Genomic DNA, 12,236 nt, shown 5'->3' on the forward strand with positions numbered 1-12,236 from the left:
ATCGTCAATGCCGCCGATGGACGTCCCTGCAGTGCCCCTGATTGATCACCCCGCCTTGCAAGGCGCGGCCGTGACCGTCGTGACCGTCTGCCGCAATCCAGGCCCGCTGCTCGCCGGAGTCGTGGACAGCGTAGCCGCGCTCGAACGAACTGATGTGGTGCATGTCGTGATCGACGGAGCCTCCACTGACGGCACGGTCGAGTACCTGCGGTCCGAGTCCCATCGCCTGGCGTGCTGGCGCAGCGAGCCGGACAGTGGCATCTATGACGCCATGAACAAGGGCTGGGCCGTGGCAGGTCCGCGCTCGTACGTGCTGTTCCTTGGCGCTGATGATCGCCTCCTCGCGCTGCCCAGCGCCGACGAACTTTCCGCCGCCAGGGCGCGCGGTGACCTGCTGATCTATGGCGATGTCGTCGCACACCGAACGCCGTTCGTTTCCAACTTCACAGCCGAGCTTCGGTTTCGCAACACGCTGCATCATCAGGCCCTGCTGGTCAGCAAGCTCGCGCACCCGGCACCGCCGTTCGACCCCCGCTACCGCGTCTATGGCGACTGGGACTTCAACCTCCGCCTGTGGAAGCAGGGCGCGCGGGCCTGCTATCTCTCGTCGCTCAGAAGCTACGCCAGTCCCGGCGGTGTCAGCTCCACGCGGCCCCTGGGGGAAGCCTTCGCGATCGCCAGCAAGCACGCCGGACTCAGGGCCGGGCTGGTGGTCTGCTATCGGGTCATGAAGGGCAAGCTGCGCGACCTGCTGCAAGGCAAGGCCCGCTATCGCCGGAACTAGAGGCGCCGGCCCGAAACACGTTCGAAGCAGCGCAGCATCGCGTCGACCCCGTGCCGCCACTCGTAGCGCTCGATCACGCGCGCTCGCCCGGCCGCGCCCAGCCGCGCTCGCAGCGCTGCAGAATCGACCATTTGAACCAAGGCTCGCGTCAAGGCCGCCGCGTCTTCGCGCGACACGACGAGACCCGTCTGGCCTTCGGCCACGACCTCGGGCAGCCCGCCGGCGTCGCTGACGATGACCGGCAGAGCGCAGGCCGACGCCTCCAGCACCGCGACGCCGAAGCTCTCGCTGTCCAGGCGGCTCACGGCGACGAAGATGTCGAAACGGCTCAGCCAGGCCGGCACGTCCGCATGCGGCACGGCGCCGACAAAGCGCACACGTTCGGCGATGCCCAGGTGCGCGGCCAGCGCTTCCAGTTCTCCGCGCTGGCCGCCGCCGCCCACGATGATCAGCGAGAGATCCTTGCGCACGCTCTGTCGCACCAGCGCCGCGAAGGCCTGCAGCAGCACGTCGATGCCGTACTTGGGTTCCAGCGTCTTGACGGTCCCGATCACGATGCCTTCGTGCGCTTGGGGTCGTGGCGCAAAGCGCACGCTGTCGACGCCGAAGGGCGTGATGGCGACCTCGCCGATGTCGGGTACCAGCATGCGCACCTGGCGCGCCATGGCTTCGCTGGTGGAGGCCACCGCGTCGGCACAGCGCAGGTTGCGGCGCAGCCACCAGCCTTGCAACCAGCCCTGGCGCGGAAAGTCGTAGACGTCGCTGCCCCACACGGAGAGCAGCCAAGGGCGGTAGCCTGCCAACGCCGCCGTGCTGCCGTAGCCGCTGGCGTAATGCACTGCCAGCAGGTCGGGGCGCTCGGCGCGCAGCAGGCGGCGCAACGCCGGCACGTTGAGAAAGTAGCCTGCCGGGCCGCGGTGCGGCAATTGCAGCGTTCGCACACCGGCAGGCGCGCGCCAGTCGACGGCCTCGTGCTGTGTCACCAGCAGCAGTTCGATGCCGCGCGCCGGCAGCGCCTCGACCCAGCGTTGGGTATGGATGACCGAAGCCGGCGCGAGCATGACGACCTTCATCAGGCCCGCCCAGCCATCACGGCCTCGAAATCCGACCGCGTCACGCGGTCCATGGCCCGCGCTCGCGATAACAGCCGGCACAGGAATGAAGGCACGCCGGCCGCCGGTACAGCACCGCTGCGCCATAACAGCACCGCCACGTAAGGCAGGTAGGCCGCGCTCCACAGACACCAGCGCGCGAGTCCGAAACGCAGCCGCATGTGGATAAAGCGGTTCAGGTAGTAGATGAAGACCCGAGCCGCGGCGCGCCCGCCAGCCGCGCTGTCGAAAGATGCGCTCACCTTGTGCTGCACCACCGCAGCCGTCACGCAGACGCTCGCCAAGCCGTGTTCTCGCATCCACAAGGCCAGCTCGAAGTCCTCTTCGCCGAAGAAGAAGCGTTCACTGAAGCCTCCGCGCGCACGGAAGGCTGCCACGGACACAGCGAAGCAACAACCGGTGAAGAAGCTGCAGCGGATCTCGCCGCGGGCCGCGCCCTGAGCACGCGGCCGACCGGCAAGGTGGTAGCGCCGCAGACCCAAGGGCGACACCTCGCCGCCGCAGTTCCAGATGTGGTCCGTGCCGTACACGGTCAGCATGGGCAAAGTGGCAAAGCAGCCTGGATCGGCCGCCAGGCGACCGACGATGAGGTCGAGTGCGTCGGCCTCGACCACGGTGTCGTTGTTCAGAAAGACAACATGCTCGCTACCCGCAGCGCTGGCTGCGCGCAAGCCCAGATTGCAGCCGGCGGCAAAGCCGAGGTTTTCGCCCGCAGCGACCAAGAGAACGCGTGTTCCTGGCACCGGTGCGCGGCCCGATCGCGCCGCGCACCGCTCGAACGCGATGCCGCGGGACGCCAAGCCGGCAGCGATGCGAGCCAGCGAGTCGTCCGCAGAGCCGTTGTCCACGACGATTGCCAGCGCATCGTTCGCGCCGTCGAAGATCGAATACAAGCAGGCCAGCGTGTCCTCGGCGCCGTTCCAGTTGACGATGACGACGGCGTAGCTCATCGTGCCGGCCGCGTCGCAACCATGAAGTAGCCGAGTGGAAAGTGTGCCGCGGTGCGCGCCGCCAGGCGCTCGCCCCACGGCGTGCGACCGAACATAGCCACCGCGCCCTGGAGCCCGGCCGCCAGAGTCGCCCCCACAGCCGGCACCTGGGCCAGATGCTTGCCCAGCAGATCGGCCATCACCTCCAGGCTGCCGCCTACAGCCACGAGCGTCACGACATCGAGCCCGGATTGCCGAGCGAAGCGCCGCAGCCCGAACTCGGTGTAGCGGGCATAGTCGTGCGGCGCCTCGTGAATGCCGTAGAGGAACGGTGTGTTGACGAAGGCGTGCCCTCCGGGGGCCAGCACACGCGCCATCTCGTTCCACAAGGCTTGCGGCGCGCTCAGGTGTTCCAGCACGTCCGAAAGCACGATCGTGTCGAAAGCCGCGTCTGCAAAGGGCAGCGGACCGTTCAGGTCCACGGCCCGGTCCAGGTAAGGGCTTGCATGCACCGATTGCGGCCAGTCCGCGCAAGTCACATCGCTCGCCAGCGGGCCGTACAGGCCATACAGCGGCGCCTTGCCGCAGCCCAGATCAACGAGCCGGCCGCGCGCATGGCGCGGCAGGTATTCGGCGTAGAGCTCTGCGGTGCGGTCGGCGATCAGCCGCGACCCGGCGCCAAGTTCGGAGATGTCGCGAGATCCCGCCCAACGCTTGCCGAGCCGCACGTACTTGCTCGGAGTCCATTGGTCAGATTGATTCACAGTTCCTCATTCTCGCGCACGCGCCGAGATCGCCCGGGGAACCCCAGGCCAGCTTCGTAGAATCAGCCGTCCCTCTGGAGAGCTTATGACGACTGTCGACGAGAACCAGCTCATCACCGAGCGCCGCGAGAAGCTGCAGGCGCTGCGGGCCGATGCCGAGGCCAAGGGCATCGCCGCCTTCCCCAACGACTTCAAGCCACGCCACCACGCCGCCGACCTGCATCACCAGCACGGCCAGGTGCCCAACGAAGAGCTGGAACCGCAGGCGCTGCCGGTGGCGGTGGCCGGCCGCATGATGCTCAAGCGCGTGATGGGCAAGGCCTGCTTCGCGACGCTGCAGGACGGCAGCGGGCGCATCCAGCTCTACATCACGCGCGATGCCGTCGGCGAGGAGGCGCTGGCCGCTTTCAAGCACTGGGACCTGGGCGACATCATCGGCTGCGAGGGCACGCTCTTCCGCACCAAGAGCGGCGAACTGTCGATCAAGGCCAGCCGCCTGCGCATGCTCACCAAGAGCCTGCGCCCGCTGCCCGACAAGTTCCACGGCATGGCCGACCAGGAACAGAAGTACCGCCAGCGCTATGTCGACCTCATCTCCGACGACGAGGCGCGCGCCCGCTTCGTGGTGCGCAGCAAGGCCGTCAGCTCGATCCGCAGCTTCATGGTCGAGCACGCCTTCCTCGAGGTCGAGACGCCCATGCTGCACCCGATCCCGGGCGGCGCCAACGCCAAGCCCTTCGTCACCCATCACAACGCGCTCGACCAGCAGATGTTCCTGCGCATCGCGCCCGAGCTCTACCTCAAGCGCCTGCTGGTGGGCGGCTTTGAGCGCGTTTTCGAGATCAACCGCAATTTCCGCAACGAGGGGATCAGCGTCCGCCACAACCCCGAGTTCACGATGATGGAGTTCTACGCGGCCTACTGGACGCACCATGATCTGATGGACTTCACCGAAGCCGTGCTGCGCCACGCGGCGCGTGCCGCCACCGGCTCGGCCGCGGTCAGCTACGCCGGGCGCCCGGTGGCACTCGACCAGCCCTTCGCGCGGCTGTCGGTACGCGACGCGCTGGTGGCCCACGCCGGACTCAGCGCCGCCGAGGCCGCGGACGCCGAGGTGCTGCGCGCACGCCTGCGTGCTGAAGGAGAGGAAGCGCCGGCGCACTGGCGCCTGCCCGAGCTTCAGTTCGGCCTCTTCGAGGCGGTGGTGGAAGAGCAGCTCTGGCAGCCCACCTTCATCATCGACTATCCCGTCGAGGTGAGCCCGCTGGCGCGCGCCAGCGACAGCAACCCCGCCATCACCGAGCGCTTCGAGCTCTTCGTCACCGGGCGCGAGCTGGCCAATGGCTTTTCGGAGCTGAACGACGCCGAGGACCAGGCCGCGCGCCTGCAGGCCCAGGTGGCCAACAAGGCCGCCGGCGACGACGAGGCCATGTACTACGACGCCGATTTCATCCGCGCGCTCGAATACGGCATGCCGCCGGCGGGCGGCTGCGGCATCGGCATCGACCGCCTGATCATGCTGCTGACCGACAGCCCCAGCATCCGCGACGTGATCCTCTTCCCCGCGCTGCGGCGCGAATCGGTGTGAGCCTGGCGTGGCCGCCGAAAGAACCGAAGCCATGAGCGCCAGGCTGGACGACCTCGAAGCCATCGAGGCCGCCATCTGGCGCGAGCTGGAATCGGCCGCGCGCATCCGCAACCACCCCTGGCGCGTGGGCGTGCTGGCCACCATCGACGGCGACGCCGCCGACGCCCGCAGCGTGGTGCTGCGCGACCTGCACACCGCCACGCGCACGCTGCTGATCTACCTCGACCCGCGCAGCCCCAAGGCGCGCCAGATCGCCGCCCACCCGCTGGGCACGCTGGTGATGTGGTCGGCCACCATGGGCTGGCAGTTGCGCCTGCGCGCACACCTCACGGTGCAGGCCTCGGGCCTGGAGGTCTCTTCGCGCTGGGCGCGCATGAAGATGACGCCGGGCGCGCAGGACTACCTCTCGCCGCTGCCGCCCGGCAGCCCCATCGCCCATCCCAACCCCGAGCGCGGCAGCCGCGAGCACTTTGCCGTCATGTCGGTCAAGGTGCTGGCGGTGGACTGGACCGAGGTCCACGCCCAGGGCCACCGCCGCGCCCAGTTCGACGAGCTGGGCCGGCGCTGGGTTTCGATCTAGGCGGGGCCGGCGCGAGCCCTGGCCCCGCCGCCGCGCTCAGCGGTGCTTGAAGGACGGCTTGCGCTTTTCCAGGAAGGCGGCCATGCCTTCACGCTGGTCTTCGGTGCCGAAGAGGGCCTGGAACAGGCGGCGCTCGTAGCTCACGCCGTCCGACAGCCCGCTCTCGTAGGCGCGGTTGACGCATTCCTTGGCCAGCGCCGCGCTGGGCCCGCCGAGGGCATTGATGGCCTCGGCCGCGGCCAGGGCCTCATCCAGCAGCTTGTCGGCCGCCACCACGCGCGACACCAGGCCGGCGCGTTCGGCCTCGGCAGCGTCCATCATGCGCGCGGTGAGGATCATGTCCATCGCCTTGCTCTTGCTCACCGCCCGCGGCAGGCGCTGGGTGCCGCCGGCGCCGGGAATGACGCCGAGCTTGATTTCGGGCTGGCCGAACCTGGCCGTGTCGGCGGCGATGATGAAGTCGCACATCATCGCCAGCTCGCAGCCGCCGCCGAGGGCGAAGCCGGCCACCGCGGCGATCACCGGCTTGCGCACCTGGCGCACCGTCTCCCAGTTGCGGCTGATGTAGTTGCCGTTGAAGGCCTCCATGAAGCTGAAGCCGGCCATGGCGGCGATGTCGGCGCCGGCCGCGAAGGCCTTCTCGCTGCCGGTGACGACGATGCAACCTATGGCCGGGTCGGCGTCGAAGGCCAGCAGCGCGGCGCCGAGCTGGTCCATCAGTGCGTCGTTCAGTGCATTGAGCTGCTTGGGCCGGTTGAGCGTGACGAGGCCGGTGCGGCGCGCGCCTTCGCCACGGATATCGGTCAGGACCAGGGCTTCGGACATGGGGGTCTCCTTGCGGTTTGCGCGGCACTATAAGGGCCGCAATCGGGGCAGCCGTTGCGGGTTCAACGCCCGCGTGCGGCCTGCTCGGGCAGGCGCTCGATGAGCAGGTCGATGTGGGTCTCGGCGTCCTGGCGGATGAGGATGCGCACCGGCAGGTATTGCAGGCTGGGCGCAACCCAGAACTCGGCCGTGAGGTCGCTGCCGGCCTTGGCCTCGCGGCGCGGCTTGACGTGCAGCGTGGCCACCGGGCCGGCCGGCGTGTACAGCGTCTCGCCGCCCAGCACGTCGTAGATCCAGGGCTCGACCTTGCCCGGCAGCGCCAGCGGCAGCTCGATGCTGCGCCCCACCTGCAGCAGCTGCGGCTGGGTCGTGAACAGCCAGGTCATCTGCACGAACTGGCTGCCGCTGTCCTGCACGCCGGGCGGGCGCGGCACTTCGCGGCCGTTGGCCAGGTACACGCGGTCGGCGTCGAGCAGGATCACGCGGCGCTGCTCGGGCCGCAAGACGATGCGCGTGATTTCCTCGTAGCGCTGCGGGCGCAGGCCTTGCTCGGTGATCTCGCCCTCGCTGCTGACGCGGCGCGTCATCAGCGGCGCGAAAGAGGGCCCGACGTCGACATCCATGAAGACCTGGTAGCGCGTGCCATCGCGCAGCCACTCGACCCGCGCCTGGCCTTCGATGGGCCCGCGGAAGCTGCCGGTGAGGCGGTAGCTCAGCCGCGTCGACGGCGGCCAGACCACGGCGACCTCGGACGACGCGGCGGCGGCCGAGGCCGCGGCCACCGGCGCAGCGGCGGCGGCCGAGGCCGGCACCTCGGGCGGCGGCGGCGCGATCTCGGCCAGCGGCGGCAGCGCCTCGGGCGGCGGCAGCTCCAACGCAGCCGCCAATACCGGCACCTCTGCCAATGCCTGCGCCGAGGCCGCGGACTGGGGCACCGGCGGCGCGCGCAGGCGGCGCGGCGGCGGTGGGGGGTTGGCGGCGGCCGGCGGCGGCTGGGTCGGCGCCAGCTCGCGCACGAAGGCCACTTCGATGCGCCGGCGCGGCGCCGCGCCCTCGCCCCATGGCGTGGGCAGGGCGCTGTCGGCCAGCCACAGGTGGGCCAACGTCACCGCCAGGCCCAGCGCCAGCAGGCCGGCGCGGCGGCGTGAGCCGGCGGTGGCCGCCTTGTCAGGCGCCAGCCGCACCGATGAAGCAGGACAGCGCCGCCAGCATGCTGAGCCTGAAGCGCAGCGTCAGCCAGTGCGCGGCCCCGTGCAAGGGGTAGAGGCGGCGGTCGACGCCGTAGCAGGCCAGCAGGGCCAGGGCGGCGATCACCAGGCCGCTGGCCGGCGGCATCATCACCGCGGCCCAGGCCAGCAGCGAGGGCACGACGCCCCAGGCGATGAGGGTGTGCGGCGGCGGCTGGTGGCGCATCGCCATGCCCCAGTGGATGCCGCCCAGGAAGCTGATCACCACGGCGGCATAGCTGGACAGCGCCAGCGCCACATAGGGATGGACCTCGGGGTAGACCAGCCACATCAGCGCCGCGCCCAGCACGAAGGGCGCGAGCCCGGCATAGCCCAGGCGCAGCGCGAAGCGGTCGGGATCGGATTCGGCAGGGGCGGAAGAGGAAGCGGGAACGGTGGTCATGCCGCGATTGTCGGCCCGCCAGCCGCCCCGCGCCGTCGCCGCCCTACTTGCGCGCCAGCAGCTGCTCGAGCTGATCGGCCGGAATGGCGCCCGGCTTGCGCGTGCCATCGACGAAGAAGACCGCCGGCGTGCCGTTGACGCGGTGCTTGCGCGCGAACTCGATGTTGCGCGTGATGGCGGCCGAATCGCAGGCGCTCTCGGCCACGCGCGCCGGCGTCTTGCCGTCCAGCATCCAGGCGCGCCAGGTCTGCGACGGCTCCTTGGCGCACCAGATGTCGCGCACCTTGGCGGTGGAATCGGGGCCCAGGATGGGCAGCAGGAAGGTGTAGATGGTGACGTCCTTCAACGCCGCCAGGTCGCGCTCGAAGCGCTTGCAATAGCCGCAGTTGGGGTCGACGAAGACCGCCATCTTGCGGGAGCCATTGCCCTGGCGGATGACCATCGAGTCCTTCACCGGCAGCTTGTCGAACTCGACCGCGGTGAGCCGGTCGATGCGCGCCTCGGTGAGGTCGGTGCGCGTCTTGGTTTCGATCAGCGAGCCGCTGACGAAGATGTACTCGCCCTTCTCGTCGCTGTACATGATCTCGGCGCCGCCGTAGCGCACCTCGTAGAGGCCGGGAATGGGCGTCTTGCTGACCTCGTCGATCTTGGGCAACGAGGGCAGGCGCTCGGCCAGCGCCTTGCGGATCGCTGCCTCCTGCGCCAGCAGCGGGCCGCACAACAACATCAGGGTGGCCAGGGCGGCGGGCTTCAGCAGGCGAAGTCGGGGCATGGGGGGCTTTCGGTGGAGTGTCGATCAGCCGCCGATGGCGCCTGAAGAGAGCAGCCGCTTCACGGGCGGCAGCAGATTGACCAGAGTCAGGCCGCGGTTGCGAAGTTCCTTCACCAGCGGCTGCTGGCTGGCGAAAAGGTGGAGCAGGCCATCGGTGACACGGGCCATGGCCAGCGTGGGCGCGAGGCGGGCGCGCGCATAGCGGGCCAGCAGGCGGGCGTCCGACAGCGGCCTCCAGGCCTCCCGAGCGGCGATCACCTCGGCCAGCGTGGCCACGTCGGCCAGGCCCAGGTTGAGCCCCTGGCCGGCCAGCGGATGCACGAGGTGGGCGGCGTCGCCCACCAGCACCCAGCCGGGGCCGTGCAGCGCCTCGGCCTGGGCCAGCACCAGCGGCCATTGGGCGCGCGGGCTCACCAGCTCCAGCCCGCCGGCCGCGCCCTCGGTGGCGTCGGACAGGGCCTGGACGAAATCGGCCTCGGGCAGCGCCATCAGCTCGTCGGCGCGGGCATCGGGCACCGACCACACCAGGCCCAGGCCGTGGCCGGCGCGCGGCCGGTCCAGCGGCAGCAGGGCCACGATGTCGGGGCTGCGGAACCATTGCCGCGCCAGGCCGCCATGGCCCTGGCGGGCGACGAAGCGCGCCGCAATGCCGCGCTGGCCATAGGCCTGGCGCGGCATGTGTACGCCCAGGCGCTGGCGCGTCGCGGAGTCACGGCCCTCGGCCAGGATCTGCAGCGCGGCCGGCACCTCCGCGGTGACAACGCGGACATGGGGCGCGAAGCGCACCGCCGCCTGCAGCGCGGTCTCGAGTTCGGCGGCGTCGACGATCCAGGCCAGCTCGGCCACGCCCTGCTTCCAGGCCGAGAAGTCGAGCACGGCGCCAGCGACATCGCCTGCGACATGCATGTCGTGTACCGGCGTGCGCGCATCGGCGGGGATGGCGTCCCAGACCTTGAGCCCGGCCAGCAGGCGCACCGAGGCGGCATTGAGCGCATAGGCACGCACATCGGGCTGGCCGGCCGGCGCCGTGCCACCGAGCAGCGCCACATGGTGGCCCTGGCGGGAGAGCGCCAGCGCCGCGGCCATGCCCACGGCCCCGGCACCGCGGACGAGGATGTCGGCTGGCGTCATGGCGGCGATTGTAGGGAGATGCCCCGGGCACAATCGGCGCCCCTGCCGCACAGCCCACCCCGTGCCATGAACGACATCACCGGCCGCGTCGCTTCCCTCCATATTCATCCGGTCAAGTCCTGTGCCGGTATCGAGGTCGGGCAGGCGCTGCTGGCCGAGACCGGGCTGGACCTCGACCGCGCCTGGATGGTGGTCGACACCGGCGGCCGCATGCTCACCCAGCGCGAGCTGCCGCGCCTGGCCCTGGTGCAGCCGGCCTTCAAGGGCGGCGAGGTGGTGCTGCGCGCGCCCGGCATGCTGGCCCTGCACCTGCGGGTGGACACTGTCGAGGCGGCGACCCGGGCCCAGGTCTGGGACGACATCGTCAAAGCCTATGACATGGGCGCGCTGGCGGCGCAGTGGTTCAGCGACTACCTCGGCCGCCCGGCCCGCCTGGTGCGATTCGACCCCGAGGAGCGGCGCCTGTCCGACCCGCACTGGGCCGGCGAGATCGCGGCCGAGAACGCCTTTGCCGACGGTTTTCCGCTGCTGGTGGCCGGCGCGGCCTCGCTGGCCGAGTTGAACCGGCGCCTGGCCGAGCGCGGCCAGGATGCGGTGACGATGGCCCGCTTCCGGCCCAACCTGGTGCTGGACGGCCTGCCGCCCTTCGACGAAGACCATCTGGCCGAGATCGAGATCGCGGTCGAGAGCGAGGGCGGCCCGGTGCGGCTGCGCCTGGTCAAACCCTGCGTGCGCTGCAGCATCCCGAACGTCGACCCCGCCACCGGGGTGCAGGGCCAGGAACCGGGCGCCACGCTGGCCGGCTTCCGCGCCGACGCGCGCATGGGCGGCGGCATCACCTTCGGCATGAACGCCGTCGTCGTGCAGGGATTCGCTCGCGCGCTGCGCGTGGGTCAGGCCGTGCGTGGCCGCTACGCCTTCGGCGCCGCCTAGCCCCACGGACAGCCGCCAGCGGCTGTCGACTTTCTTGACAGCGCTCACGCAGGCGCCGCCGGCGCCTGCGTGAACAAATGCGCCCGCTGTTACGCAAGCGCCCGTCCCGCAAGCCGATGAAGTTACAGCCGCTTACGCTGGCATGCCTTCTGCATTAGGGATTGCGTTTTCCTCGATAGATTGATCTCACCCGAGATGAGTTCGAGGCCCCAGCTGCCAACAAGACCGAACACCATGATGACCAAGACCCTCCTGAGCACCGCCGTCCTCGCCCTGGCCAGCCTGCCCGCCGCGGCAGCCACGGTGTCGCTGACCAATACCTATGCGCTGAGCAGCCTGCTGGCGGCCCCCAGCAGCAACTTCGCGCCCCAGGGCATGGGCTACGACGCCGCCGCCAACGAACTGCTCTTCATCCAGCAGAGCACGAACACGATCTACCGCACCGACCTCAGCGGCCAGATCGTCGGTTCGCGCACCCTCGGCGCCCTGCCCACCGGGTCGTACGCCGCTGGCAGCGCCCACCACACGGTGTCGGTGGCGGCCGATGCCAACAACTACTACTTCACCGACTACACCTGCAACAGCAGCTGCCGCGACCTGTACAGCATCGGCAAGACCAGCGGCGCCGCGGTGGCGCTGTCCGCCGAGGTCGCGGGCTACGGCGGCTACCCCATCGACGTGCGCAATGGCATGCTCTACCGCACCACGGCCTCCAACACCTACGGCTTCGGCAACCTGGGCCAGATCCGCGTCTCGTCCATCGCCGCCCCCGATGTCACGCTGACGACGCTGGCCCTGGGTGGCAGCCTGGGCATCGCCGATTTCGCCGTCGACCTCGACCACGGTGCGATCTGGTCGCTCGACTACCCGTCGAACAACTACCAGCCAGCCACCAGCACGCTGCCGGCCACCCTGCGCCGCTTCGACCTGGCCACCGGCGTGCTGCAGGAGAGCTATGCGCTGGGCATGGACAGCGTCAGCGGTGGCTTGACCTATGCCAACAACACGCTGTACCACTACGACTGGGCGTCCGGCGGCAGCACGCTGCGCACCTATTCGATCAGCGGCCTGGCCAGCCTGAACAGCAACAACGTGCCGGAGCCGGGCACGCCGGCGCTGCTGCTGGCGGCGCTGGCCGGCCTGGCCGCCCTGCGCGCTTCGCGCCGCCGCCAGGCCTGATCGGCCGGGG

At 70.2% G+C, this 12,236-nt stretch carries 13 protein-coding genes; 5 read left to right on the plus strand and 8 right to left on the minus strand.

All coding sequences use genetic code 11. From position 1 onward, the window contains the following. Nucleotides 1-16 precede the first annotated feature (16 nt). A complete protein-coding gene (locus JMV16_RS11695) occupies nucleotides 17-784 on the plus strand; it encodes a glycosyltransferase family 2 protein (RefSeq protein ID WP_201494454.1) in 768 nt (255 codons plus the stop codon). Here the strand turns inward: JMV16_RS11695 and JMV16_RS11700 are convergent. Genes JMV16_RS11700 through JMV16_RS11710 form a run of 3 tightly spaced genes read right to left on the minus strand, consistent with a single transcriptional unit; the run spans nucleotide 781 to nucleotide 3,589 of the window. After that, entirely contained in the window at nucleotides 781-1,857 is a 1,077-nt protein-coding gene (locus JMV16_RS11700; protein ID WP_201494455.1) for a glycosyltransferase, read from the minus strand. The two genes, JMV16_RS11695 and JMV16_RS11700, sit on opposite strands and share 4 nt — an antisense overlap. Further along, complete coding sequence (locus JMV16_RS11705) at nucleotides 1,857-2,846, minus strand: glycosyltransferase (RefSeq protein ID WP_201494456.1); 990 nt, start codon at nucleotides 2,844-2,846, stop codon at nucleotides 1,857-1,859. Before JMV16_RS11705 ends, JMV16_RS11700 begins: the two co-directional genes overlap by 1 nt. Further along, nucleotides 2,843-3,589, minus strand: coding sequence for a methyltransferase domain-containing protein (locus JMV16_RS11710; RefSeq protein ID WP_201494457.1), 747 nt, complete (start codon nucleotides 3,587-3,589; stop codon nucleotides 2,843-2,845). Before JMV16_RS11710 ends, JMV16_RS11705 begins: the two co-directional genes overlap by 4 nt. 85 nt (nucleotides 3,590-3,674) lie before the next feature. Here JMV16_RS11710 and lysS point away from each other — a divergent pair, with 85 nt between their 5' ends. Together lysS and JMV16_RS11720 are read left to right on the plus strand one after the other, a co-directional pair. Then, complete coding sequence (gene lysS / locus JMV16_RS11715; RefSeq protein ID WP_201494458.1) at nucleotides 3,675-5,177, plus strand: lysine--tRNA ligase; 1,503 nt, start codon at nucleotides 3,675-3,677, stop codon at nucleotides 5,175-5,177. Between the two features lie 31 nt (nucleotides 5,178-5,208). Further along, complete coding sequence (locus JMV16_RS11720) at nucleotides 5,209-5,757, plus strand: pyridoxamine 5'-phosphate oxidase family protein (protein WP_201494459.1); 549 nt, start codon at nucleotides 5,209-5,211, stop codon at nucleotides 5,755-5,757. 36 nt (nucleotides 5,758-5,793) lie between these two features. Here JMV16_RS11720 and JMV16_RS11725 read toward each other — a convergent pair whose 3' ends face one another. From JMV16_RS11725 to JMV16_RS11745, 5 genes are all read right to left on the minus strand, one after another. Further along, nucleotides 5,794-6,582: an enoyl-CoA hydratase gene (locus JMV16_RS11725; protein WP_201494460.1), complete on the minus strand. Its 789-nt coding sequence runs from the start codon at nucleotides 6,580-6,582 to the stop codon at nucleotides 5,794-5,796. A 62-nt stretch (nucleotides 6,583-6,644) separates the two neighbouring features. Continuing rightward, nucleotides 6,645-7,766: a DUF3108 domain-containing protein gene (locus JMV16_RS11730; RefSeq protein WP_201494461.1), complete on the minus strand. Its 1,122-nt coding sequence runs from the start codon at nucleotides 7,764-7,766 to the stop codon at nucleotides 6,645-6,647. Beyond that, entirely contained in the window at nucleotides 7,750-8,211 is a 462-nt protein-coding gene (locus tag JMV16_RS11735) for a DUF3429 domain-containing protein (protein WP_201494462.1), read from the minus strand. The genes JMV16_RS11730 and JMV16_RS11735 overlap by 17 nt, the downstream gene beginning before the upstream one ends. 43 nt (nucleotides 8,212-8,254) lie before the next feature. Next, nucleotides 8,255-8,983 carry a DsbC family protein gene (locus JMV16_RS11740; RefSeq protein WP_201494463.1) on the minus strand — a complete coding sequence of 243 codons (729 nt, stop codon included), beginning with the start codon at nucleotides 8,981-8,983 and terminating at the stop codon, nucleotides 8,255-8,257. A 24-nt stretch (nucleotides 8,984-9,007) separates the two neighbouring features. Further along, nucleotides 9,008-10,114 carry an FAD-dependent monooxygenase gene (locus tag JMV16_RS11745; protein ID WP_201494464.1) on the minus strand — a complete coding sequence of 369 codons (1,107 nt, stop codon included), beginning with the start codon at nucleotides 10,112-10,114 and terminating at the stop codon, nucleotides 9,008-9,010. A 66-nt stretch (nucleotides 10,115-10,180) separates the two neighbouring features. Between JMV16_RS11745 and JMV16_RS11750 the strand changes: the two genes are divergently transcribed. After that, a complete protein-coding gene (locus JMV16_RS11750; protein ID WP_201494465.1) occupies nucleotides 10,181-11,047 on the plus strand; it encodes an MOSC domain-containing protein in 867 nt (288 codons plus the stop codon). Between the two features lie 237 nt (nucleotides 11,048-11,284). Then, complete coding sequence (locus tag JMV16_RS11755; protein WP_201494466.1) at nucleotides 11,285-12,226, plus strand: PEP-CTERM sorting domain-containing protein; 942 nt, start codon at nucleotides 11,285-11,287, stop codon at nucleotides 12,224-12,226. Nucleotides 12,227-12,236 lie beyond the last annotated feature (10 nt).

Origin of the sequence: Rubrivivax sp. A210 (assembly GCF_904426505.1) — a bacterium.
GTDB lineage: Bacteria > Pseudomonadota > Gammaproteobacteria > Burkholderiales > Burkholderiaceae_C > Rubrivivax.